The organism is Bradyrhizobium lupini, assembly GCF_040939785.1.
GTDB classification, from domain to species: domain Bacteria; phylum Pseudomonadota; class Alphaproteobacteria; order Rhizobiales; family Xanthobacteraceae; genus Bradyrhizobium; species Bradyrhizobium canariense_D.
This window is the reverse complement of the sequence record NZ_CP162553.1, coordinates 7,777,962-7,803,452: the sequence shown is the minus strand read 5'-3', so window position 1 is coordinate 7,803,452 and position 25,491 is coordinate 7,777,962. Positions and strand designations below refer to the sequence as shown.

General features: G+C 64.0%; 16 protein-coding genes and 3 pseudogenes. 10 read left to right on the top strand and 9 right to left on the bottom strand.

Annotated elements, in window-relative coordinates; genetic code table 11:
• Positions 1-62: 62 nt before the first annotated feature.
• From AB3L03_RS37610 to mdoH, 7 genes and pseudogenes are all read left to right on the top strand, one after another.
• Positions 63-1,230: pseudogene (locus tag AB3L03_RS37610) on the top strand (methionine ABC transporter ATP-binding protein).
• A complete protein-coding gene (locus tag AB3L03_RS37605) occupies positions 1,220-1,885 on the top strand; it encodes a methionine ABC transporter permease (RefSeq protein WP_018457839.1) in 666 nt (221 codons plus the stop codon). Before AB3L03_RS37610 ends, AB3L03_RS37605 begins: the two are co-directional and overlap by 11 nt.
• A 518-nt stretch (positions 1,886-2,403) precedes the next feature.
• Positions 2,404-4,390: pseudogene (locus AB3L03_RS37600) on the top strand (TonB-dependent siderophore receptor).
• Positions 4,391-4,442: 52 nt separating this feature from the next.
• On the top strand, positions 4,443-5,735 hold the full coding sequence (gene fsrB, locus AB3L03_RS37595; RefSeq protein WP_368508031.1) for a siderophore utilization protein FsrB: 1,293 nt from the start codon (positions 4,443-4,445) through the stop codon (positions 5,733-5,735).
• An 81-nt stretch (positions 5,736-5,816) separates the two neighbouring features.
• The gene (locus AB3L03_RS37590) at positions 5,817-6,644 is read left to right on the top strand and encodes a hypothetical protein (protein WP_368508030.1); all 828 of its coding nucleotides are present in this window, start codon (positions 5,817-5,819) and stop codon (positions 6,642-6,644) included.
• Positions 6,645-6,878: 234 nt separating this feature from the next.
• Positions 6,879-8,387 carry a glucan biosynthesis protein G gene (locus tag AB3L03_RS37585; RefSeq protein ID WP_026233450.1) on the top strand — a complete coding sequence of 503 codons (1,509 nt, stop codon included), beginning with the start codon at positions 6,879-6,881 and terminating at the stop codon, positions 8,385-8,387.
• Complete coding sequence (mdoH, locus tag AB3L03_RS37580) at positions 8,375-10,519, top strand: glucans biosynthesis glucosyltransferase MdoH (RefSeq protein WP_204511184.1); 2,145 nt, start codon at positions 8,375-8,377, stop codon at positions 10,517-10,519. The genes AB3L03_RS37585 and mdoH overlap by 13 nt, the downstream gene beginning before the upstream one ends.
• An 83-nt stretch (positions 10,520-10,602) precedes the next feature.
• Here mdoH and AB3L03_RS37575 read toward each other — a convergent pair whose 3' ends face one another.
• On the bottom strand, positions 10,603-11,799 hold the full coding sequence (locus tag AB3L03_RS37575; protein WP_204511185.1) for a Xaa-Pro peptidase family protein: 1,197 nt from the start codon (positions 11,797-11,799) through the stop codon (positions 10,603-10,605).
• A 455-nt stretch (positions 11,800-12,254) separates the two neighbouring features.
• Here AB3L03_RS37575 and AB3L03_RS37570 point away from each other — a divergent pair, with 455 nt between their 5' ends.
• From AB3L03_RS37570 to AB3L03_RS37560, 3 genes are read left to right on the top strand one after another with little or no spacing between them, the layout of a single operon-like run.
• A complete protein-coding gene (locus AB3L03_RS37570; protein WP_018457847.1) occupies positions 12,255-13,274 on the top strand; it encodes a TRAP transporter substrate-binding protein in 1,020 nt (339 codons plus the stop codon).
• Positions 13,275-13,289: 15 nt separating this feature from the next.
• Positions 13,290-15,179, top strand: a complete 1,890-nt coding sequence (locus AB3L03_RS37565) for a TRAP transporter large permease subunit (protein ID WP_368508029.1) — start codon at positions 13,290-13,292, stop codon at positions 15,177-15,179.
• A 23-nt stretch (positions 15,180-15,202) separates the two neighbouring features.
• Positions 15,203-16,852: an acyl-CoA synthetase gene (locus AB3L03_RS37560; protein WP_368508028.1), complete on the top strand. Its 1,650-nt coding sequence runs from the start codon at positions 15,203-15,205 to the stop codon at positions 16,850-16,852.
• Positions 16,853-16,939: 87 nt separating this feature from the next.
• On the opposite strand, the gene AB3L03_RS37555 is transcribed toward AB3L03_RS37560, so the two are convergent.
• From AB3L03_RS37555 to tmk, 8 genes and pseudogenes are all read right to left on the bottom strand, one after another.
• Entirely contained in the window at positions 16,940-17,917 is a 978-nt protein-coding gene (locus AB3L03_RS37555; protein WP_368508027.1) for a TRAP transporter substrate-binding protein, read from the bottom strand.
• Positions 17,918-17,955: 38 nt separating this feature from the next.
• Complete coding sequence (locus tag AB3L03_RS37550) at positions 17,956-19,269, bottom strand: TRAP transporter large permease (protein ID WP_007591091.1); 1,314 nt, start codon at positions 19,267-19,269, stop codon at positions 17,956-17,958.
• Positions 19,270-19,271: 2 nt separating this feature from the next.
• Positions 19,272-19,864, bottom strand: a pseudogene (locus tag AB3L03_RS37545) (TRAP transporter small permease).
• Between the two features lie 165 nt (positions 19,865-20,029).
• Positions 20,030-20,827, bottom strand: coding sequence for an MBL fold metallo-hydrolase (locus AB3L03_RS37540; protein WP_018457853.1), 798 nt, complete (start codon positions 20,825-20,827; stop codon positions 20,030-20,032).
• A 13-nt stretch (positions 20,828-20,840) separates the two neighbouring features.
• Positions 20,841-21,617, bottom strand: a complete 777-nt coding sequence (locus tag AB3L03_RS37535; protein ID WP_018457854.1) for a TatD family hydrolase — start codon at positions 21,615-21,617, stop codon at positions 20,841-20,843.
• A 13-nt stretch (positions 21,618-21,630) separates the two neighbouring features.
• On the bottom strand, positions 21,631-23,652 hold the full coding sequence (gene metG, locus AB3L03_RS37530) for a methionine--tRNA ligase (RefSeq protein ID WP_018457855.1): 2,022 nt from the start codon (positions 23,650-23,652) through the stop codon (positions 21,631-21,633).
• Between the two features lie 109 nt (positions 23,653-23,761).
• The gene (locus AB3L03_RS37525) at positions 23,762-24,808 is read right to left on the bottom strand and encodes a DNA polymerase III subunit delta' (RefSeq protein ID WP_018457856.1); all 1,047 of its coding nucleotides are present in this window, start codon (positions 24,806-24,808) and stop codon (positions 23,762-23,764) included.
• On the bottom strand, positions 24,805-25,491 hold the full coding sequence (tmk, locus tag AB3L03_RS37520) for a dTMP kinase (RefSeq protein ID WP_018457857.1): 687 nt from the start codon (positions 25,489-25,491) through the stop codon (positions 24,805-24,807). The genes AB3L03_RS37525 and tmk overlap by 4 nt, the downstream gene beginning before the upstream one ends.

Here is a 25,491-nt window from a genome sequence, read left to right as displayed (position 1 = left end):
TTCACTCTCCGTCGCTTGATGCGACCGTTCCCGGATGCCCAGGGGCAAGGGAACTATTGTGCATGAAGGCCGCCTCCATGAACGTCCACCCGTCGCTCGCGATCGGACAGCCGATCGAAAAGTTTGACGCGATCTCAGCTCACGCGATCTCACCTGCCGCGACTGCGTCCGACGCGATGGTCCGCTTCGAAGGCATCTCGAAAACCTATCCGGCCTATCGCGGCAAGCCCGGCGTCAATGCCCTGCAAAACATCGACTTCGCCATCCCGCGCGGTTCGATCACCGGAATCATCGGCCGCTCCGGCGCCGGCAAATCGAGCCTGGTCCGGCTCATCAACGGCCTGGAGAGGCCGACCACGGGCCGCGTCGTCGTCGATAACAGAGATATCTCGGCGCTCTCGGGCCGCGACTTGCGGCTGGCGCAGCGCTCGATCGGCATGATCTTCCAGCACTTCAATCTGCTGTCCTCCCGCACCGCTGCCGCCAACATCGCGCTGCCGCTGGAGATCGCCGGCTGGGCCAAGGCCGATATCCGCGCGCGCGTGGCCGAGCTGCTTGCGCTGGTGGGCATCGCAGACAAGCACGATCGCTACCCGTCAGAACTCTCCGGCGGCCAGAAGCAGCGCGTCGGCATTGCCCGTGCGCTCGCGACGCGGCCGAGCGTGCTGCTGTCGGATGAGGCGACCTCGGCGCTCGATCCGCAGACCACGCGGGCGATCCTCGATCTGCTCGCGAACATCAACCGCGAGCTGGGCGTGACCATCGTACTGATCACCCATGAGATGTCCGTGGTGCGCCAACTTGTGGGGGATGTCGTGGTGCTCGATGCCGGCCGCGTCGTCGAGAGCGGCCATGTCGCCAACATCTTCACCTACCCCAAGCATCCGATCACGCAATCCTTCCTGGCCGAAGTAATCGGAGACAGCCTGCCGGTGTCGCTGGCGAGCCGGATCGTTTCGGAGCAGCCTCCGGCCGGACAGGCCGTGATCCGCGTCAAGGTGCGCGGGGCAGGGGCCGGCGACACGATGGTGGCGCGGCTGGCGCGCGAGCTCGGCCTCGACGTGTCGCTGCTGTCGGCCCGCATCGACGAGATCGGCGGCCAGCATGTGGGCTCGCTGACGCTTGGTATCCCTCTCGGCATGTCCGGCGGCGAGGACGCGACGACGCGCACGCTGGCCTGGCTTTCACAATATCAATTCCCCGCGGAGCGCTCTCGGCTATGTCGCCTGAACTCATCAACCTGATCATCCAGGCGACCGGCGAGAGCCTGTACATGGTCGGGCTCGCCGCGCTGATCGGCACCGCCTTCGGCCTGCCGCTCGGCGTCTTTCTCGCGACCAGCCGGAAAGGCGAGCTGTTCGCGGCGCCCATCGTCAATCGCGTGCTCGGTGCCGTCGTCAACGCGACGCGATCCACGCCTTTCATCATCCTGGTCGTCGCCATTATCCCGTTCACGCGGTTGGTGGCCGGCACCTCGATCGGATCGACGGCCGCGATCGTACCGTTGACGATCGCATCGGCGCCGTTCATCGCGCGCCTGGTCGAGGCCGCGATCCGCGAGGTCGATGGCGGCCTGATCGAGACGGCGTCCTCGTTCGGGGCCTCGCCGATGCAGATCGTGCTCAAGGTGCTGATCCCCGAAGCGCTGCCGGGTCTTCTGCTGGCGCTGACGCTCGCGGTTGTCAGCCTGCTCGGCTATTCCGCCATGGTCGGCGCCGTCGGAGGCGGAGGCCTGGGCGATCTCGGCATCCGCTACGGCTATCAGCGCTTCATGCCGGAGATGATGCTGGCCGTCGTCGTGGTGCTGATCGCGCTGGTGCAGCTCGTGCAGAGCGCCGGCGATTATCTCGCGCGCCGGGTTAATCGCCGGCTGCGACATCGCTGACGCCGTTTAAGACATTTCGAACAAGCAGGTTCTTGTCGGTCTGGAAGCATTCCAAACTTCGAGACACGACTGAGTGCATTCGTCGCACGCGTTGCGCACGCGTCTGGAGAAATTCTAACGCAGTTCCTATCGCACTCCGAAATCGCCTGCGTTAGGGCGAGGCATCAAAAACGATACCGGCGAAGCCGGCAGTGCGTGGGGCCTCGACAAACGTGACCGATTTCCAACTTGCTTCGCGTGCCGACACGCGTCGTCGACAGATACAGACTCTCTTCCTCGGAGCGGCCAGCACATTTGCTCTCGTCGTTCCCTTCGGTGCCGTGGAGGCGCAAACGCAGATCCCCGCCGTCACCGTCGAAGCCCCGGCTCAGCGCGCCCGGCCTGCAGCGGTCGCCTCAACGCGACAGTCAGCGGCGACACGCACCGCGCGCGCCAATCGTCGCTCTCCGTCGCAGCAAGCTGCGCCAACCCAGTCGGCATCCTCGAACGACGCCACCGGTGAACGCTCCAATGGTCCGGTGCGCGGTTTCGTTGCGACGCGCAGCGGCACCGCGACCAAGACGGATACGCCGCTGATCGAAACCCCGCAGTCCGTCTCCGTCGTCACGACCGACCAGGTCAGGAACCAGGGCGCGGTCTCGATCGGCGAGGCGTTGCGCTACACCGCCGGCGTCAGCGGCGACGTCAACGGCGGCTCGGACACGCGCTTCGGCGCCCTCCAGATCCGCGGCTTCGACACCACCATGTCGGGCCTCTATGTCGACGGTTTGCGGATTCCTCCAGCAATTACGTGCACTTCAACGGCCTCGATCCCTATGGCGCCGAGCGTCTCGAGGTTCTCAAGGGCCCATCCTCGGCGATGTATGGCGGCAGCGGCACCGGCGGCATCCTCAACTACGTGACCAAGCTGCCGACGGCCCAGCAGTTCGGCGAGGTCTCGATCTCGGGCGGCAGCTTCAACCGCTATCAGGGCCAGTTCGACATGGGCGGTCCCGCCAACAAGGACGGCACCGTGCTGTGGCGCCTGACCGGCGTGGTGCGCGACGGCGAAACCCAGGTCGACTTCACCAAGGACAACCGCGTCTTCGTCGCGCCCGCCGTCACGTTCAAGCCGAACGATGACACCACCATCACGATCCTCGCCAACTACCAGCGCGACCGGGCAGGGTGGGGCCTCCAGTTCTTGCCGGCCTCGGGCACGGTGTGGCCAAACAACGGCCGCACCATCCCGGTCTCGTTCTTCGCGGGCGTGCCGAGCTTCAACGCGTTCAACACCGAGATCGCGACCGCCGGCTACCAGCTCTCGCACAATTTCACCGACAACATCACATTCCGGCAGAATTTGCGCTACGCCTACCAGCACAACGAGGAGAAGGTGTTTTTCGGCGGAGGCTATACCGACGAGGCCGCGGGACAGCTCGCCCGTTTCGGCAGCTACAGCAACTCCTACATCGACTCCTTCGCCGTGGACAACCAGCTCCAGGGCAAATTCACCACCGGCTTTCTCAGCCACACCACGCTGGTCGGGATCGACTATCGCAACACCAGATTCCGCGACACCGCCTTTGGCGTCACGACGTCCGCGCCCGAGATCAACGTCTTCAGCCCGGTCTACAGCTACGACTGGACCATGGGCGCCATGAGCGACGACACCGGGGTCAAGCAGTCGCAGGTCGGCCTCTACGCGCAGGACCAGATCAAGCTCGGCCGGCTCTCGTTCCAGCTCGGTGGCCGCCAGGATTTTGTAACGACGCAGGTCGGCAGCGGCATCTTCAATACGTCGGTCGCGAAGGATGCGTCGGCCTTCACCGGCCGCGCCGCAATGATGTACAATTTCGACAACGGCATCGCGCCCTATTTCAGCTACTCGAATCGTTCCTGCCGGTGCTCGCGACCGGCCCGAGCGGACAGCTGCTCAATCCCGAGACCGGCGTGCAGTACGAGGTGGGCGTCAAGTACCAGCCGCTCGGATGGAACGCGCTGTTCACCTTCGCCGCCTTCGACCTGACGCGCGACAACGTCGTCACCTTTGCGCCTCCGCTCAACATTGCCGAGCAGACCGGTCAAGTGAAATCGCGCGGCCTCGAGCTCGAAGGCACGATGTCGCTCGCCGACGGCTGGAACCTGCGCGCGGCCTATGCCTATGTCGATGCAATCGTCACGCAGGATCCGGTGAATGTCGGCAAGGCGCCGGTCACCGTGCCGCTCAACCGCGCCTCGCTGTGGAACGACTATACGCTTCAGACCGGGCCGCTCGCGGGCCTGCAGTTCGGCGGCGGCGTCCGCTATGTCGGCGCGACCTGGGGCGATGACGCCAATACATTCAAGGTCGGATCCGCGACCGTGCTGGACGCGCTGCTCGCCTACACCAGGGACAATTGGCGCCTGTCGCTGAACGTCACCAATCTCGCCGACACCCGCTACGTCGCCGCCTGTTACAGCCTGTCGGGCTGCTTCTACGCAGAGGGACGCAAGGCCATCGGCAAGCTGACGTATCGGTGGTGAGGTCTAGGACGGTCCGGCAATGGCGGCCGGGCCTGCTTGATGAGAGAAGACGATGAGAGCGATATTCGGCAAGCTGCATCGCTGGGCGGGACTGCTCACGGCCGGATTCCTGTTCTTCTCCGGTATCACCGGGGCGATCATCTCCTGGGATCACGAGATCGACGAGGTCCTGAACAGCCATCTGTTCGACGTCAGCAGCAAGGGCCCGGCCATTCCCTCGATCGATCTCGCCAAGATGATCGAGCAGCGCGATCCCCGCGCGCGCGTTGTCTACCTGTTCATGACGCCGGAGGAGGGCCACTCGCTGTGGTTCTTCGTCATGCCCAGGATCGATCCCGCGACCGGCAAGCGCTATCCGCTCGACTACAATCAGATCTTTCTGGACCCCAATACTGGCGCCGAGCTCGGCCGGCGCTATTGGGGCGCGGTGTGTCCGGTGACGCGCGAAAACTTCGTCTCGTTCCTCTACAAGCTGCACTACACCATGCACATCCCGGAATTCTGGGGCAGCGACCGCTGGGGCATGCGCCTGCTCGGCGTGATCGCCATCATCTGGACCATCGACTGCTTCGTCGGCTTGTATTTGACGCTGCCCTCGCGCCGGCGCGCCCGGGCGGCGCGGGCACCCCAGGTCACGCGCCAGCTCGAACGCGGCTTCTGGGCGCGTTGGGCGCCCGCGTGGACCATCAAGACGTCAGGCAGCGCCTACCGGATCAATTTCGATATCCACCGCGCTTTCAGCCTGTGGACCTGGGGCGTGCTCTTCATCATCGCCTTCACGGCGTTCTCGCTGAACCTCTATTTCGAGGTGTTCTCGCCGCTGATGAAAATGGTGTCGAACTACACGCCGACGCCCTATGAGCAGCGGCCGTATCGCGATCTCGACGACCCCATCGAGCCCAAGGTCAGCTTCGCCGACATCGCCGCGCGCGCGGCGGTCGACGGCAAGGGGCGAGGGTGGACCATCCCGGTCGGCTCGGTCAATCACGGCCCGGCCCACGGCGTCTATGCCGCGGCCTTCTTCCACCCCGGCGACGATCACGGCGCCGGCGGCGTCGGCCCGGCGCAGCTCTATTACGACAGCGAGGACGGTCGTCCGATCGGCGAACGGCTGCCCTGGGTCGGCACCGCCGCCGACATCTTCGTACAGGCGCAATTCCCGCTGCATTCGGGCCGCATCGTCGGGCTGTTCGGCCGCATTCTGATCTCGGTCATGGGGCTGGTGGTGGCGGCGCTCTCGGTCACCGGAATCGTGATCTGGTGGCGCAAGCGCCGCGCCCGCGTGCGCGTGCGGGCGACGGCGGCGATGCGCCCGAGCCGGCAGCAGCTGACACCGGCGGAGTAGGGCGTTCGTCCGGCGCGGATGAACCTTCCCGCCCGGCACCGGCACAAAGACTGGAGATCCCCCCGTCTTGCCGGAAATCGCATGAGATCGCTTGCCTTGCTCTGCCTGCTCGTCTTCGCTACGCCCGCCGATGCGGCCACGCCCGAGCAGCATTATCTCGACCTGCGCGATCGCTACATCGCAAAGTTCTCGAAAGCTGCGGAAAACGACGAGACCTATAAGCAGCACGATGCGGCGCTCAACGAGTTGACGGGCGTCCTGCGCAGCCTGGTGGGTCCCGTCGCAATCAAGGGACTGCCGGCCGACGGCAAGACGAATGCGGACACGCTCTTCAAGGGCGACTCCGGCTTTGGCCATCTCGACGGGCTCGGCTTCGCCTCCGAAGGCGACAAGATGCAAGCGGTGGCGACCACGACCGGCTTGCTCAGGCACTGGCTTCGCGAGCACCGCGAGGACGGCATGCCGCAGGAGATCGGCGCGGCGTTCAAATCGGACCGCTTCTACTATCAGGCGATCCAGGACTCCGCCTTCGCCAAATATGCCGAGCTGCCGATCACGAAGCCCGCGGCAGCGAGCGCTGCGGTCGCCGTACTGGGCGTGCGCGGCAATGGCGATTTGAAGGGACCGCCGCATGAAATCGACGTCGTCGCGATCCAGGGCGACAAGGTCTTCTTTCTCGCCGCAAGCGACGCGGTGAAGACGGCTGAGATCCCGGCCTGCGAAAAGGTCTGGAAGCAGATGATGGCCAAACCCATCGACAAGAAAGACCCGCGCGGCGACATCACCCGCGAAGACAACGCGATGACCGCGTACACGGCGTGCTTCGCCAAGGAGGCACCAAGCCAGAGCTGGTATGCGACGGCGGTCAAGAAAGCGCAGAGCCAGCTGGAGTTGCTGCTCGTGCGCTAGAGCGATCATCCAGTTACCTTCGGGGCTACAACGTTGCGCGCCGCCCTGGCTCAAGAATGCGCAATCGGAAATTGCAGCTTGTCCTGCAGGCGCAACCAAGGCCAAGCAGCGCGAAATCGCCCAAGCCCGCTCGACGAGGTCGTCGGCCACACTCCGCCCGGATTCGGCGACGTCCGTGGAACTCGGTCGCGACGAGGGGGTTGCACTGCGGTTGGAACCGAACGGGTAGCACAGTTGAATCGCCGGCAATTCCTGGAAGCCTCGGCATTGACGCCATTGGCGACATTACTACCTGGCGCAGTCTCTGCGGCATCGGCGGCGGAGTTGCCGTTTGGTCCCTCTTATGTCCGCGACCTTGCCCGCAATTTGGCGAGTAAGCCCTTTGCGCCACCAGAGGAAAAGGTCCCGGACGCGCTCAAGGATCTCACCTACGATCAGTACCGGTCAATTCGCTTTCTGCCGGAGCGCGCGGCTTGGCGGAGCGAGAAGCTGCCCTTCGAGGTCCAGTTTTTCCACCGCGGCTTTTTCTATAAGAACAGGGTCGACATTTACGAGGTCGCCGGCGGACGAGCCGTACCGATCAGGTACCGGCGCGACGATTTTGCATTCGGCGACAATATCGGCCAGGTACCGGACGCCGATCTCGGGTTTGCCGGGTTTCGCATTCACGCCCCGATCAATCGCCCCGACTATTACGACGAGGTTTGCGCGTTTCTCGGCGCCAGCTACTTCCGTGCCGTTGCCAAAGGCGAGACCTATGGCCTGTCCGCGCGCGGTCTGTCGATCGATACCGGCGAGAGCAAGGGGGAGGAATTTCCCTTCTTCAAGGCGTTCTGGCTGGAGAAGCCCGCGCCGGGTGCCACATCTGTGGTGGTCCATGCGCTGCTTGACAGCAAGAGCGCTACCGCAAGCTATCGCTTCACGATCAGGCCGGGCGCTCCGACGGTCTTCGACGTGGAGATGTCGCTCTATCCGCGGATCGAGCTGCAGCATGCCGGCCTGGCGCCCATGACAAGCATGTTCTTTTTCGGTCCGAACGACCGACACGATGTCGACGATTTCCGCCCTGCCGTGCACGACTCCGATGGGCTCGCCGTGTTCAACGGAAAGGGCGAGCAACTCTGGCGTCCTCTCAACAATCCGCGCGATCTGCAAGCCAGCACATTCAATGATCTCAATCCTCGCGGCTTCGGCCTGATGCAGCGGGAACGAAACTTCTTTGCCTACGAGGACATCGAATCGCGCTTTGAGCGTCGCCCAAGCCTCTGGGTCGAACCGATCGGAGATTGGGGAGAGGGCAGTGTGGTCCTCTTTGAGATCCCGACCAAGGAGGAAGTTCACGACAACATCGCCGCCTTCTGGCGCCCGAAAACCGCTCTCCAGGCCAAGAGCGAAAACAACTACACCTACCGTCTGCACTGGGGTCCGGACGCGCCGAAGCCCAATTCGCTGGCTCGGTTCACCCGCACAGGCGTTGGCGCGCGGGGCGACGACAGCAAATTGTTCGTGCTCGAAATCGTCGGGGACGGACTGAAGGCGGTCGATCCCAACAAGGTAAGGGGTGCCGTCAGCGCCGACAAATCCGAGATCAAGAACGTCGTCACACAGCCAAACCCGGAAACCGGTGGCTGGCGCCTGAGTTTCCAGTGCGCCGTGAAGGACGCGCCGATCGAGTTGAGGGCGATCTTGATGCAGGGCGAACAGCCGATCTCTGAAGTCTGGGTTTACCGATGGGCGCCCTGACGACCTCGCCCGCGCTCTCGCTTGAGCTTGGCACTCGGTATCTTCCCGACGAAACGCCTCTCCCCATGCAGCCTTGCCGATTGGACCGGACTAACCGTGCCGATCCGGGGCGACTGCGGACCGCCCCTGCCGTTGCAGCGCGACGCCTGTTCATTCTTGGCGGAACGGTCGCGATTACCGCTGCGGGCGCTGTTGAGATGTACGATGTTCTCAAGGTTGGTGGCGTCACGGTCCTCGAAGGCATGGTGTTCGGGCTGTTTCTCGTGCTGCTCGCCTGGATCGCGTTTTCGTTCGTGTCTTCAGTCGCCGGTTTTTTTGTGCTCCTGCGGGGGCGACCGGATGTGCTGCCAATGGACAGCCAGGGTCCGCTGCCCACGATCACCGGCCGAACGGCGATGCTGTTGCCGACCTATAACGAGGATCAGCACCATCTCATGGCGCGACTCCGCGCCATGTACGAGTCGGTCGGCGAAACCGGACAGGACCCGTTGTTCGATTGGTTTCTGCTCAGTGACACGACAGATCCGGACATCTGGATTGCCGAGGAGCTTGCGTTTCTGGAACTGCAGCGCAACTGCGGTTCGGGCCATCTCTACTATCGTCACCGATCCGACAACACCGCCCGAAAGTCCGGCAACATCGCCGAATGGGTGAGGCGGTTCGGTGGCGCCTACGACTACATGATCATTCTCGACGCGGACAGTCTGATGAGCGGAGAGACCATCGTGCGGCTGGCGGGCGCGATGGAATCGAACTCGCAAGCCGCGCTGATTCAAACGCTTCCGATCGTCGTCAATGCGCGAACCCTGATTAGCCGGCTTCAGCAGTTCTCGGGTCGTTTGTACGGCCCGCTGATCGCGGCCGGGAACACCTGGTGGCACGCCTCAGAGGGCAACTACTGGGGACATAACGCCATCATCCGGGTGCAGGCTTTTGCGCAAGAGGCGGGCCTGCCCGAGTTGCGCGGGAGGAAGCCTTTCGGCGGCCATATCCTCAGCCACGATTTTGTCGAAGCCGCACTAATGCGACGAGCGGGATGGGGAATTTTCATGGCTCCAGGTCTCGGCGGGAGTTTCGAGGAGGTGCCCCCGTCGCTTCTGGATTTCGCGGCGCGCGACCGCCGCTGGTGTCAGGGCAATCTCCAGCATCTTGCCGTTCTACCGGCTCGAGGCCTGCACTGGGTCTCCAGGCTTCACCTGTTGACCGGGATCGGATCCTACCTCACCGCGCCGCTGTGGCTGCTGTTTCTATTGCTCGGAATCCTGACCTCCTTGCAGGCCTATTTCGTCAAGCCGGAGTACTTTCCCAAGGGCTTCTCGTTGTTTCCAACGTGGCCCGCACAGGATCCCGTGCTCGCCGCCTGGGTCTTTGCCGCGACAATGGGGCTGCTCATCGTGCCCAAATTGCTGGCCTACCTCGTTTTGCTCACCAAGCGTGCGGAACGGCAGGCATTCGGCGGCGGATTTCGCGTGCTGCTGGCGGTGGTCGCCGAGAGCCTGCTTGCCGCCTTGATCGCCCCCTCCATGATGATCTTTCAATCCACCGCCGTGGCGGAGATCCTGCTGGGCCGTGACGCGGGCTGGCAAGTGCAACGGCGAAGCGATGGCAGGATCACGCGCGACGAAGTCTATCGCAAGTTCACGGTGCCGACCCTATGCGGTCTGGCCATGGCGGCAAGCGCCTACGCCGTGTCGCTCCCGCTGCTGCTCTGGATGTCACCGGTGATCATCGGCCTGGTTTGCGCCATTCCGATCGGTCTCGTCACCTCGACGGCACCGCGAATGGCGCGCCTGTTTGCAACCCCGGAGGACAATCGCGTGCCGGCGCTGCTGCAGAGGGCGAGAGAGCTTGCCAGCCTGGATCGAATCGAGCCACACGGGGCCCTGATCGAACTTAGACAGAATCCCGCGTTGCTGGGACCGCACATGCAGTCCCTCGAAACGCCGCCGCGCAAATCGGGCCAAATCGACATAGATCTCGCGATCGGCCGGGCCAAGATTGAGCAGAGCGACGATTTCGAGGAAGTCGTCAGCAGCCTCAGCGCACGCGAGACGCTTGCCGTGCTGAAGCACCCACACGCCCTCGAGCAGGTCATGCGCATGCCGCGAGCTACCGCTTCCGCGGAAGTCTAGGTCATGGCGGTGTAGGACAGGGGTTGACGACCCGGCTGGGCTTGGGCCGAGAGCGAGATGTCTGCTGTGCGCGCGGTCCCAGCCTACAGCGAACTGCCACCCAAATTCCAGCCGCGACCACCCTCGCCAAAGATCTCGTAACCCGTCGCCGTCACCGCAACCGTGTCCTCGAGCTTGATGAACCCGCGCTTCGGATGCTTCATCGTGGTCTCGATCGACACCACCATGCCAGTTTCGAGCGGCAGCCGCGCATCCGTGTCGTCGTAGGGGATCGGACCTTTGGCCGTCAGGCGAGGGGCCTCGTGGCTGACGAGGCCCATGCCGTGGGCCAAAAACTCCGTGCAGTCGCGCTGGGTGATCTTCGCGAGCTGCCGCTCGGCCGCGACGTAGATGTCGCCGCCCATGGCGCCCGGCCTGACCGCCGCGAAGGCGGCGCGCTGGACCGCCTCGATCTCGGCCAGACAGTCCTTCAGCTCGACATCGGGATCGCCGAGCACGGCCATGCGCGCGAGGTCGCCGATATAGCCGTGATAATTGCCGCCGGAATCGAGCGACAGCACGTCACCTTGCTCCCAGCGCTGCGCCGAGGGCGCCCGGTTGTGGCTGTTGCCGCAGGCGAGCAAGCAGTATTCGAAGGTCAGCCCGCGATTGGCTTCGGCGAGCCGCAAGGCGTCCGACAATTGCTGCTTGGTCGTGCCCGGCCCGTGCCCGGCGATCACCGCCAGCATCGAGGCGATCACCAGTTCGGACGCCGTCTTGAGCTTCGCAAGCTCGTCCGCCGACTTCACCGCCCGCAGCCGCTCCAGCACCAGCAGCGCGTCCTTGAGCTCGGCGCCGGGCAGGGCGTCACTGAGCGCCCGGCCCGCATCCATCGGCAGGAACGCCATCTCGACCCCGACCCGCTTCAGGGGCACGCCGGCATCGCGGATCAGGCTTACGGCCCGCGTAATCGCATCGACCGAGCCGTTGGACTCGGTCCGCACCTGCGCCACCCATGGCGGCGCCACGGCGCGCTGATGGGTTTCCAGACGGTGGCCGACATAAACCGCCTTGTCGGGTGCGCCCTTGGGATAGACCAGCACCGGCAGATAGCGGCTGACGCCGAGCGCATCCATGTAGTCGAAGAAGATCGCGCGCTCGGCACCCAGCAGGTACTGCACATTGTGCTTGGAGGTCGCGACCAGGACGTCGAGCCCGGCAGCCTCCATCAGGCGGTCGAGCTTGGCGGCGTCGAATGGAATGGCGCGCGAGCGGTCTGCGCGGGCGACGTTCTCCTGCATGACGAACCTCCCAATGCTGCCGTGGCGACAACCGCTGCGTCGGTTTGCCCGGGGATTTGTTGGCACAAGTTTGATCCGAAAGAGGGGTTCTGGGTAGCTGCGGAATGATCTGGCCTGACCTGCACAGCCATATCCACGATTCGCATAAGGTATATTATGGAATATCATTATATCAAATCAGATCAGTTATTTAGCTAGAATTCCTCTCATCGCACCTTCGTTCCCGGTCCTTTTCCAGGCTGGCCATCGGACCTGGTCCCGACTTTGACGGCTACTGTGCATGGGGTTGTTTTTCGGTTTTTGAATCGGGCCGATGCCGCCGAAAGCCGATATTGCCGTGAGGATGTCCGGCTGCAATAAGCGAGGCTTCGCGAGATCGCAGATGACCTTCTGACCTTCCGTCCGTATAGGTTTGCATCTCAGAACAACAACAAACTTTCCGAGGAAGCAGACCCATGAGCTTTTCCCGCCGCACGCTTCTCAAGGCCTCCGCCGCGACCGCGGTCCTGGGCGGCCTCAGTGCGCCCCATGTGGCCCGCGCCCAGAGCGCCGAGTTCACCTACAAATACGCCAATAACCTGCCGGACACGCATCCGCTGAACGTGCGCGCCAAGGAGATGGCCGCGGCGATCAAGGCCGAGACAGGCGGCAAGTTCGACCTCCAGATCTTCCCGAACAACCAGCTCGGGTCTGACACCGACATGCTGAGCCAGATCCGGTCCGGCGGCGTCGAGTTCTTCACGCTGTCGGGGCTGATCCTGTCGACCCTGGTACCGGCGGCGTCCATCAACGGCATCGGCTTCGCGTTCCCGGACTACGGCACGGTCTGGAAGGCGATGGACGGCGATCTCGGCGCCTTTGTCCGCGGCGAGATCAAGAAGGCCGGGCTCGAAGTCATGGACAAGATTTGGGACAACGGCTTCCGCCAGACCACGTCGTCGAGCAAGCCGATCACCCATCCGGACGATCTCAAGGGCTTCAAGATCCGCGTGCCGGTGTCGCCGCTATGGACCTCAATGTTCAAGGCATTCGATGCGGCGCCCGCCTCGATCAATTTCGCCGAGGTCTATTCCGCGCTGCAGACCAGGATCGTCGAGGGCCAGGAGAACCCGCTGGCGATCATCTCGACCGCCAAGCTCTACGAGGTGCAGAAATACTGCTCGCTGACCAACCACATGTGGGACGGCTTCTGGTTCCTGGCCAATCGCAAGGCGTGGAGCAGCCTGCCCGAGGATGTGCGCACCATCGTCGCCAAGAACATCAATGCCGCAGCGCTCAAGGAGCGTGAGGATACCGCCAAGCTCAATGCCAATCTGCAGCAGGAGCTCGCGGGCAAGGGCCTGACCTTCAATCAGCCCGCGGTCGCGCCGTTCCGCGACAAGCTGCGCTCCGCCGGCTTCTATGCCGAGTGGAAAGGCAAATATGGCGACCAGGCCTGGGACCTGCTGGAAAAAGCCGTCGGCAAGCTGTCGTAACGCGTTGGAGCCGTCATGGCTCATCTTGAGGTCGAAGTGAGCGGAGTGGCGGGCGAGGCGGCTGTTCGGTCCCCTCGCCGGCCTTCCTTGCTGGCCTCGACGGAGCGCGCACTCGGTCTCCTCGTCGAAATTCCGGCGGCCATTTTGGTGGTCGCCGAGATTGCGATCCTGTTTGCCGGCGTGGTCGCGCGCTACGGCCTGCACCGGCCGCTGATCTGGTCGGACGAGCTGGCCTCGATCCTGTTCCTGTGGCTCGCCATGCTGGGCGCGGCGGTGGCGTTCCGCCGTTCCGAGCACATGCGCATGACCGCGGTCGTCGCCAGCGCCAGGCCGGCCACGCGGGCCTGGCTCGATCTGGTCGCGACCTGCGCGGCGCTGGCCTTCCTGGCGCTGATCGTCTGGCCGTCCTGGGACTACGCCTACGAGGAAAGCTTCATCACCACGCCGGCGCTGCAGATCTCCAATATGTGGCGCGCCGCGGCATTGCCGGCCGGCATCTGCCTGATGGCGGCGTTCGCGCTGTTGCGGCTGCTGCGCGCAGTCGATTACCGCATGGTGCTGATGGCCGCGGTCGCCGTTGCCGTCGTCGTCGGCTTGTTCTGGCTGGCGCAGCCATATCTGCGGCCGCTCGGCAATCTCAACCTCGTCATCTTCTTCGTCGGCGTCGCCGGCTTCTGCGTCTTTGCCGGCGTTCCCATCGCGTTCGGCTTCGGGCTCGCGATCTTCGGCTATCTGGCACTGACCACGCGCACGCCGGTCATGGTACTGGTCGGGCGGATGGACGAGGGCATGAGCCACCTCATTTTGCTCTCGGTGCCGCTGTTCGTATTTTTGGGGCTCCTGATTGAAATGACCGGCATGGCACGGGCCATGGTGGCGTTCCTGGCCAGCCTGCTCGGCCATGTCCGCGGTGGGCTGCATTACGTGCTTGTCGGCGCGATGTACCTGGTCTCCGGCATCTCAGGTGCCAAGGCCGCGGACATGGCCGCGGTCGCGCCCGTGCTGTTCCCGGAGATGAAACAGCGCGGCGCCAAGCCCGGCGATCTCGTCGCGCTTCTTGCGGCCACCGGCGCGCAGACCGAAACCATTCCGCCGAGTCTCGTGCTGATCACGATCGGATCGGTCACCGGCGTCTCGATCGCCGCGCTGTTCACCGGCGGCCTGTTGCCCGGCGTGGTGCTGGCCATAACGCTGTGCATGCTGGTGTGGTGGCGCTATCGCCACGAGGACATGAGCCATGTCCGCCGCGCCACAGGCGGCGAGATCGGCAAGACCTTCGTCATCGCCCTGCCCGCGCTCGCGCTGCCCTTCGTGATCCGCTACGCCGTGGTCGAAGGCATCGCCACCGCCACCGAAGTGTCCACGATCGGCATCGTCTATGGCGCCCTGGTCGGCCTCCTCGTCTACCGCCGCTTCGACTGGCGGCGGCTGTTTCCGATGCTGGTCGAAACCGCGGCGCTGTCGGGCGCGATCCTGCTGATCATCGGCACGGCGACCGGCATGGCCTGGGGCCTGACGCAATCAGGCTTCTCGCGGGCGCTGGCATCCGCCATGACCGGATTGCCGGGCGGCGCGGCGACCTTCATCGCCGTCTCGATCCTGGCCTTCACCATCCTCGGCAGCGTGCTCGAGGGCATCCCGGCGATCGTGCTGTTCGGGCCGCTGTTGTTTCCGATTGCGCGCGCCGTCGGCGTCCACGAGGTGCACTATGCCATGGTCATCATTCTCGCCATGGGTATCGGGCTATTCGCCCCGCCCTTCGGGGTCGGTTATTATGCCGCCTGCGCCATCGGACGCGTCGATCCGGCCGAAGGCATCAGGCCGATCTGGGGCTATCTGCTGGCGCTGCTGGTAGGATTGATCGTGGTCGCCGTCTTTCCGTGGATCTCCATCGGATTCCTGTAGGCCGGCGCGTAAGGGAGGTGTCGATGAGCGAGCGGCAGAACCAGTACAATATCGGCCTCGACAAGACGCCCGCCAACTACGTGCCGCTGAGCCCGTTGAGCTTTCTCACACGCAGCGCCGCGGTCTATCCCGATCACGTCAGCACGGTCTACGAGGGGCGCAGCTTCACCTGGCGCGAGACGCATGAGCGTTGCAAGCGCTTTGCTTCGTATCTTGCCGGCAAGGGCATCGGCGTCGGCGAGACCGTCGCGGCGATGCTGCCGAACATTCCGGCGATGAACGAGGTGCATTTCGCCGTCCCCATGACGGGTGCGGTGCTCAATGCGCTGAACATCCGGCTGGATGCACCTTCGATCGCATTTCAGCTCGACCATGGCGGCGCCAGGATCATTCTGGTCGACCCCGAATTTTCCGGCGTGATCACCGATGCGCTGTCACAGATGAGTGGCCCAAAACCGTTCGTGATCGACGTCGACGACACCGCCTTCAAGGGCGGCGGGCGCATCGGCGAGATCGAGTACGAGGCCGCGCTCGCGCAAGGCGATCCTGACTTCGCGGCGATCCTGCCGGGCGATGAATGGGACGCAATCGCGCTGAGCTACACCTCGGGCACCACGGGAAATCCCAAGGGCGTCGTCACCCATCATCGCGGCGCCTATCTGAACGCCGTCAGCAATATTCTCGCGGGCCAACTCGGCCAGCATCCGGTGTACCTCTGGACCCTGCCGATGTTCCACTGCAACGGCTGGTGCTTCCCCTGGACCATCGCAGCCGCCGCCGGCATCAACGTCTGCCTGCGCAAGGTCGAGCCGACGAAAATCTTCGAGCTGATCAAGCAGCACGGCGTCACCCATATGTGCGGCGCGCCGATCGTCTACAACACGCTGATCAACGCGCCCGATGCACCGAAGGGCGATGCCGCGCGCCGCGTCGTCGGCCTGATCGCCGGTGCCGCGCCGCCGGTCGCGGTGCTCGAGGGCGCCGAGAGCATCGGCATCAAGCTGACGCACGTCTATGGCCTGACCGAGGTCTACGGCCCCGCTTCCGTCTGCGCCGAGCAGCCTGGCTGGGATGATCTGCCCGCAGCCGAGCGCGCCAGCCTGAAGCGGCGGCAGGGCGTGCCCTACCCGCTTGAGGAAGCCGTCACCGTCATCGATCCGCAGACCATGAAGCAAGTACCGCGCGACGGCGAGACCATCGGCGAGGTCATGTTTCGCGGCAACATCGTGATGAAAGGCTACCTCAAGAACGACAAGGCGACCAAGGAGGCGTTCGAAGGCGGCTGGTTTCACACCGGCGATCTCGGCGTGCTCGACGCGCACGGCTACGTCATCATCAAGGATCGCTCCAAGGACATCATCATCTCCGGCGGCGAGAACATTTCCTCGGTCGAGGTCGAGGACATTCTCTACAAGCACCCGGCCGTGCTGTTCGCCGCCGTGGTCGCAAAGCCCGATCCGAAATGGGGCGAAGTGCCCTGCGCCTTCGTCGAGCTGAAGGACGGCGCAAGCGCGAGCGAAGCCGATATCATCGCCTTCTGCCGCTCGCATATGAGCGGCTTCAAGACGCCGAAGGCCGTGGTGTTCGGGCCTATCCCGAAAACGTCGACGGGAAAGATCCAGAAATTCCTGCTGCGCAACGAAGCGGGATCGGCGAAGGCAATCTCGAGCTGAGCTTGTCTCGACCTCCGCGGCGGTTGGGTGTCGCCGCGAAGTCGTTGCGCAGTTTCGACTAGTCGGATTCGCCGAGCCCCCTCGACCTCACATCTTCTTGTAGGCGTCAACCAGGGCCTGGCCGTCGGCTCCCGCCTTCTTGAGCCAGTCGGCGGTGAGCTGTTCGCCGATCTTCTGGAAGCCAGCCTTCAGGGCCGGGCTCGGCGGCTCGACCGTCATGCCCTTGGCCTTGAGCTGATCGATGTACCAGGTGCTCTTGTCCTGCCAGGCCTTCCAGCCGCGGGTTTCCGCGGTCGCGGCGGCCTTGAGGATGGCCTCCTGGGTCGGCTTGTCGAGCGCCTCGAACGCAGCCTTGTTGACGAAGGTGTAGTCCTTCGGGATCCAGGCTTGCACGTCATAGAAGTACTTCAGCGACTCCCATGCCTTCGCATCGTAGCCCGTGCCGCCTGACGACATGAAGGAGTTCACGACGCCGGTCGCAAGTGCCTGCGGCAGCTCGGCGGCTTGAATGGTGACCGACTGCGCGCCAACCAGTTCGCCGATGCGCGCGGTCCCAACGTTGTAGGCCCGCCATTTAAGGCCCTTCATGTCTTCGATGGTCGCAAGCGGCTTGCTGACATAGACGCCCTGCGGCGCCCACGGCACGACGAACAGCAGCTTGAGCCCCTGCGCCTCCAGCTTCTTCGTAATCAGCGGCTTCGACGCCTGGTACAGCTTCATGGCATCCGGGAAGCTGGTCGCCAGAAACGGCACGACGTCGACGCCGAATACCGGATCCTCGTTCTCGTGGATCGACAGCAAGACTTCGCCCATCTGCGCCTGCCCGGTCATCACCGCGCGCTTGATGTCGGGCGCCTTGAACAGTGAGGCGCCCGGATGAACCGTGATCTGGAGCTTGCCGGACGTGCCGGCTTCGACGTCCTTGGCGAACGCGACGAGATTCTCGGAGTGCGGATTGTCGGCCGGATATGCCGCCGGCAGATTCCATTTGGTCTGAGCCAAAGCGGGTGTCGCAGCCAGCACGGCGCTGGCGATCAAGGATGCGCGGAATAAACGAGACATCATCGGGCTTCTCCTCACAGTCAATTTCAAAACCGGTACGCTCAGTCTGGGAAAGCAAGCTTGGGCAGGAACATCACGATCTGCGGATATTCCGTGATGATGAACACGGCGGCGAGCAACAGGACGAAGAACGGGAACGCCGCCCGCGCGACGGTCAAGGTATCACGCCCGCTCATGTTCTGGAGCACGAACAGATTGAAACCGACCGGCGGCGTGATCTGCGCCATCTCCACGTGGATGATGAGATAGACGCCGAACCAGACCAGGTCGAGACCGGCCTGCTTGACCATCGGCAGCACGATCACGGCGGTCAGAACGATCATCGAGATGCCGTCGATCAGGCATCCAAGGATTATGTACATGATGCTCAGATACAGCGCGAGCATGCCCGGCGTCAGCTGCTGGCCCTGGACCCAGGTGGCGAGCGCCGCCGGAATGCCCGTATAGGCCATCGCTGCGGTCGTATAGGCAGCGCCTGCCAGGATCAGCATGATCATGCAGGTCAGGCGCGTCGCGCTCATGATGCTCTCGAGGAAGTTCTTGCGCGTGAGCGTGCGGCTCCACCACGCCAGCAGCAGCGCGCCCGAAACGCCCCAGGCGGCGCATTCCGTCGCCGTCGCGAAGCCGAGCACGAGGGAGAGGAAGACTGCCAGGATCAGCAACAGGCAGGGCGCAAGCCTGGCCGACTCGCGCAGCTTCTGGCGGAACGGCATCGGGGGATCGCGCGGCGGAATCTTCTTCGGGTTCAGCAGCGACCAGATGATGATGTAGCCCGAATAGAGCACCATCACGAGCACGCCCGGCAGGAAGCCGCCGAGGAACACCTGAAGCACGGAGACATTCGCGGTGACCGCATAGACCACCATCGGGATCGACGGCGGGATCAGCAGGCCGAGCGTGCCGGAGCCCGCGAGCGAGCCTAGACTCAAGCCCTTATCGTAACCACGCTTGTCCAGTTCGGGCAGCGCGATCTTGCCGATGGTCGCACAGGTCGCCGCCGACGAACCCGACACTGCCGCGAAGATGCCGCAGCCGATCACGTTGACATGGGTCAGACGCCCCGGCAGCCACTGCACCCAGGGCGACAGGCCCCGGAACATTTCCTCGGATAATTTGGTGCGGAAGAGGATCTCGCCCATCCAGATGAACAACGGCAGCGCAGCCAGCGTCCATGACGAGCTTGCGCTCCATGTCGTGGTCGCAAGCACGGAGCCGAGCGGCAGGCTCGTGGTCAGCGCCATCGCCACGAAGCCGACAAGCCCCAGCGAAACCGCGATCCAGATGCCACTTCCCAGCAGCACGATCATGACGCCGAGCAGAATGAACGATAGTTCGATCATGCCGAGATTGGCCATCGTCAACCTCCGCCGCCCTGCGATATCCGCTCGATGAATTCGTCCGGGTCTCGTCCGGCGAGCCCTTCTCGTAGCTCGGCCGGTTGCCGCTGATGACACTGACCATTTCATCAATGAGCGCGATCGAGAGGATCACGAGTCCGCCGGAAAACCCGAGCTGCGGAATCCAGAGCGGAAGCGCGACGACGCCCTGCGCCACGTCGTTGAAGCGCCAGGAATCGTAGGTCATCTGCACGGCATGCCGGGTGAAATAGAGGATGAAAGCGGCGGCAATACCAAGGGCCACGACCTCCGCCACCTGTTTGGAGCGCCCATGCAGACGCTCCAGCAACAGGCCGACCCGGATCATCTCTCCGCGCTTGAAGGTGTGAGCGAGGCCGAGGAATGCCATCGCGGCCATGCACCATGAGGCGAAATCATCGCCGGCGGGAATGTTGACCGCAAACTGGCGCCCGATCGACATGATCATCATGATTGCAAAGATCGCAACCATGAAGGCGCCGGCGGCGCAGCCCGCACCGAGATAAAGGAGATCTAGCGCGCGTCGCACCGGCCCCCGGCTCGTGACATCGTCCCCTGCCAACGCGATCCCCATCCTCATACGAAGCGATTCAGAAGGTCCCGGCGATCGCACGTCGCGCGCCGGTCCTGCATGAATATCGCCCCTGCCCAGCGCCTGTCTTTCAGACGTTAGATCAACATGATGGGGCTAGCGCAAGCAAGGAGTATGCCGGCTCTCGCCGGAATTTCCCCCGCAGGTTCAGCGGGTCTCCAGCCGCAGCCCGTCATACGCGGGCACCACTCCCGCCGGCAGCGACTGCCGGATCACCTCATAATCGACGTCGGCCGTCATGTTGGTGATGACGGCGCGCTTCGGCCTGAAGCGCTCGATCCAGGACAACGCGTCGTTGATGCTGAAATGGCTGACATGGCTGGTGTAGCGCAGGCCATCGACGATCCAGAGATCCAGATTTTCCAGGGCGCCCCAGCTCTCGCGTGGGATGTCGTTGAGATCGGGCGTGTAGGCGGCATCGCCGATGCGATAGCCCAGCGCGGGAATGTTGCCGTGCTGCACCAGGAAGGCCGTCATCGTCACCTGGCCGCCCTTCCCCTGAATGGTCTGGCTGTCACCGGCCTCGATCGACTGCGCCGTCAGGATCGGCGGATAGTCGCTGCCCGCCGGTGAGACGAAGCAATAGGAGAACCGCGACATGATGTCGTTCGCAGTCGTCTGATTGAGATAGGTCGGAATCCGCCGGCGCATGTGCATCACGACCGAACGCAGGTCGTCCATGCCGTGGGTCTGATCGGCGTGCTCGTGGGTCAGGAACACGGCATCGATGTGGTCGACATTGGTCGAGAGCAATTGCTCGCGCAGGTCCGGCGAGGTGTCGATCACGATACGCGTGGTGCCCTCGCCCGATGTCTGCTCGACCAGCAGCGAACAGCGGCGACGGCGGTTCTTGGGATTGTTGGGATCGCAGGCACCCCAGCCGAGTGCCGGACGCGGCACGCCGGCGGAGGAGCCGCAGCCCAGGATCGTCAGCGTCAGCGTCATGCGGCTCCCAGTTCTAAGGTTTCACCCTGGAGAACAGGCGAAAGAAGTTTTCGCTTGTCTGGCGCGAGATCTCGTCAAACGACACGCCGCGTGTTTCGGCGAGCACTTTTGCGACCTCGACCACATAGGCCGGTTCGTTGCGCTTGCCCCGGTACTTGCCCGGCGCAAGGTAGGGCGAGTCTGTTTCAACCAGAATACGGTCGGACGGCAGTTCGGCCGCAAGCGCGCGCAAGGCCTCGGACTTCTTGAAGGTCAGGATGCCCGTGAAGCCGATATAGAGCCCGAGCGAGACCGCCTTCAGCGCCAACTCGCGCCCGCCGGTGTAACAATGCAACACCGCGCGAAACGATCCCTTTGCCGTCTCCTCTTCAAGGATACGGCCGCAATCCTGGTCAGCCTCGCGGGTGTGGATCACCAGCGGCAGGCCGGTGGCGCGGGCGGCGGCGATGTGGGCACGAAAGCCCCTCGCCTGCGCCTCCGGCGAGCCGTTGTCGTAGAAATAGTCGAGCCCGGCTTCGCCGAGCGCGACGACCTTGGGATGCTGCGTCAAAGCGATCAGCTCGTCCGGCGCGATGCCGTCTTCTTCATCAGCGTTATGCGGATGGGTGCCGACCGAGCAATAGACGTCGTCATAGCGCTCGGAGATGGCCAAAAGCTGGTTCAGTTTCCTCACCCGCGTCGAGATCGTGACCATGCGGCCGATGCCGGCCGCTCGCGCCCGCGACACGATCCCGTCGAGATCCTCCGCAAAATCCGGAAAATCCAAATGGCAGTGGCTGTCGACCAGCATGGTGCGAACGCCTTTAGGCTGCCGGCTCGATATAGCGGGGGAAGGCCGGCGTCGGCGCGGGCAGCGTCGTACCGGGCGCGATGCGCGTTGCGCCACCAAGCGCGGCGAAGTTGCGCTCCGCTTCGGGGATACCGAGGCTGTTCAGCAGCAATCCCGAGGCCGTCGGCATCGCCGGCTGGGCCAGGATTGCGATCTGGCGCACGACTTCGGCGGTGACGTAGAGCACCGTCCTCTGCCTGACAGGATCGGTCTTGGCGAGTGCCCACGGCGCTTCGCCCGCGAAATAGCGGTTGGCTTCCGCGACCACGGCCCACACGGCATTGAGCCAGTGATGGATTTGCTGCGTCGCCATCGCTTCGCGGGACGCCGCGAGCATGCCGTCTGCTTGTGACAGGATCGCCTTGTCGTTGTCGCTGAATTCGCCGGGCTCCGGGAGCACGCCGCCGAGCTGCTTCGCGATCATCGACAGCGAGCGTTGCGCGAGGTTGCCGAGATCGTTGGCGAGATCGGCATTGATGCGCGCGACGATGGCCTCGTGATTGTAGTTGCCGTCCTGGCCGAACGGCACCTCGCGCAGAAAGAAATAGCGCATCTGGTCGACGCCGTACTGGTCGGCGAGGTTAAAGGGATCGACCACGTTGCCGACCGACTTCGACATCTTCTCGCCCCTGCTGAACAGGAAGCCATGGGCATAGACCCGCTTCGGGAGGGGGATCCCGGCCGACAGCAGGAAAGCCGGCCAGTACACCGCATGGAAGCGGATGATGTCCTTGCCGATGATGTGCACGTCGGCAGGCCAATAACGCCAGTTGTTGTCGCTCTCGTCGGGGAAGCCGACGCCGGTGATGTAGTTGGTGAGCGCGTCGACCCAGACATACATCACGTGATCTTCGTCGCCGGGCACCTTGACACCCCAGTCGAACGTCGTGCGCGAGATCGAGAGGTCGCGCAGGCCACCCTTGACGAAGCTCACCACCTCGTTCTTGCGGGAGTCGGGCCCAATGAAATTGGGCTGCGTCTCGTACAGCTTGAGCAGCTTGTCCTGATAGGCCGACAGGCGGAAAAAGTAGCTCTTCTCCTCGACCCATTCGACCGGCGTGCCCTGCGGCCCGAGCCTCACGCCGTCCTCGTTCAGGCGCGTCTCGTCCTCCGCGTAATAGGCTTCGTCGCGCACGGAATACCAGCCGGCATAGATGTCGGCATAGATATCCCCGTTCGCTTCCATGCGCCGCCAGATCTCCTGGCTAGAGCGGTGATGCTGCTCCTCGGTGGTGCGGATGAAGCGGTCGAACGACACGTTCAGGCGCTCGTCCATTTGCTTGAAACGGCCGGCATTGCGGGCGGCGAGCTCCGAGACGGACATTTTTTCGCCGGCCGCGGTCTGAACCATCTTCTGGCCGTGCTCGTCGGTGCCGGTCAGGAAGAACACATCCTTGCCGTCGAGTCGCGCGAAGCGCGCCAACGTATCGGTCGCGATCGCCTCATAGGCGTGGCCGATATGCGGGCTGCCATTGGGATAGGCGATCGCAGTCGTGATGTAGAAGACGTTGTCGCGCGCGGGGACGGCCACGGGCGTGTTGGCGTGCGGCGCTGCGATGGACTTCGGCGCGCGCGGGGCCTTGGGTTTCGATACATCGGGCTTCGCAGTCTTCGGCGGCGTCGCGACAGGAGCTGGTGCGGCGGTCACTGCGGGCGCAGCCACCCTCGCCGTCTTGGCTATCTTCTTCGCCGGGGCCTTGTTTTTCGCCGAGGCCTTGTTCTTCGCCGAAGCCTTGGCTGGCTTTTTGGTTCCTGTCTTCACCGTCTTCTTGGCGACGACCTGCTTCTTCGCTGCCTTCTTTGCCGTCTTCGCGGCGCTCTTCTTCCCGGTTTTTTTGGCGGCCGCCTCTTTGGTCTTCGTGGCTTTCTTGACGTTCTTGGCAGCTTTGCGCGCGCGCGCCTTCACAGCCTTCTTCGCGGCTTTCTTGACGGCCTTCGTGGCAGCCTTCTTCTTGCTGCTCTTGCCCTTAGCGGTTTTCTTAGCTCGCGTTGCCACGACGAATTCCTTTACCGGCTTCTCGAAATTGGGAAACGAATCTGCGTTAGTTTATTGTCTTGAGCATGATCCAACCGGAAAACCGCTGGACACTTTTCCGGATCATGCTCTAGCGCGTTGCGTCCGCCAGCCAGCCGAACACCGAGAAAACCAAGGGCTTTCGCTCCAGATTGTAGGTTTCGGTGTCGCGCGCGGCGCGGACGATCTTTTCCCATACCTCAGCTAGACGCGCAAGGCGCGGCAGATTTTGGTTGGCATTGGCCTCGTCGGCGTGCAGGCGTTCCGCGATCCAGCGATCGATGCCGTCAATGAAGGCGGCAAGCGCAACGCGGTCGCTTGTGCCGAGCGATTCGCCGAGCGTGTGCAATTCGCGCGGATCGACCTGCGGCAGTCGCGCCAACAATGCGGCCGTGCGTTGCTGGAGCTTCAGGGCGTCGCCGCCGAGCAGCGTCAGCGCCCGCGCGACGCTGCCCTCGGACGCCTCCGCCGCCTCGCGCAATGCCGGATCGTTCGGGTCGAGATCGGCAGCGGTTGCGGCTGCTCCAATCACGTCGTCGGTTGCGAGCGCGCGCAGGCGCAGCTTGCGGCAGCGCGACTGAATTGTGGCGAGCACGCGCGCCGGCGCGTGGCTCACCAGCAGGAACAGCGATTGCTGCGGCGGCTCCTCGAGAATTTTCAGCAGCGCGTTGGCGGCATTTGGATTGAGCTCGTCGACGGTATCGACGATGCAGACGCGCCAGCCTTCGGCCGCCGCGGTCGAGCCGAAGAATCCGATCGTCTCGCGCGTCTCGTCCACGGTGATCACCGTGCGCATCACGCCGCGATCGTTGGCGGTGCGCTCCAGCGTCAGCAGACCCCCATGCGAGCTCGCCGCAACCTGCCGCGCCACGGCGTGATCAGGATTGATGGCGAGATCTTCGGCGCGCTGCACCGAAAGCGCCAGCGGCTGGCCGTGAGCGAGCACGAAGCGCGCCATCCGATATGCCAGCGTCGCCTTGCCGATGCCTTGCGGTCCGCCAATCAACCAGGCGTGCGGGATACGCCCGCTGCGATAGGCGGCGAGCAGCGCGGTCTCGGCCTCGCGATGGCCGAACAGAACGCTCGTCTCGCGCGGATGAGACATGGCAGTTTCGCGCTCGGTCTGACGCGGGCTCATATGGACACCACCGTTGCCGGCGTCGGGAGCAGGCGATCACGCATCGCGATCCAGATGCGTCCGGCAACCGTGTCGGGATCGGAATTGGCGTCGATCAGCACGCAGCGCGCGGGATCGTCCGCCGCGATCTTGCGATAGGCTTCGCGCAGGCCCTGATGGAAACCAAGCTTCTCGGCCTCGAACCTGTCCGGCGTGCCGCTGCCGCGGCGCGCGGCCGCGCGCTGCAGGCCGATCTCGACCGGCAGGTCGAGGATGATGGTGAGGTCCGGCTTGAGATCGCCGATCGTGACCCGCTCCATCGCGTTGATCAGCGCGGCCGGCACGCGGCCGAGGCTGCCCTGATAGGCCCGCGTCGAGTCGGCGAAGCGGTCGCACAGCACCCACGTGCCCTGGTTGAGCGCTGGCTGGATCACGGTGTGGACATGATCGTCGCGGGCGGCCGCGAACAGCAGCGTCTCGGCTTCGGGTCCGAGCAGCTTGCCCATGCCTGACAGCACCAGATGGCGCATGATCTCGGCGCCCGGCGAGCCGCCCGGCTCGCGCGTGACGAGGATACGCATCCTGGCAGCCTTGAGACGGTCGGCGAGCTTCTTGATCTGGGTCGACTTGCCTGTCCCCTCGCCGCCTTCAAAGGTGACGAAACGCCCGCGTCCGGACGGCCACTTTACCGCGCTTTCACTCAT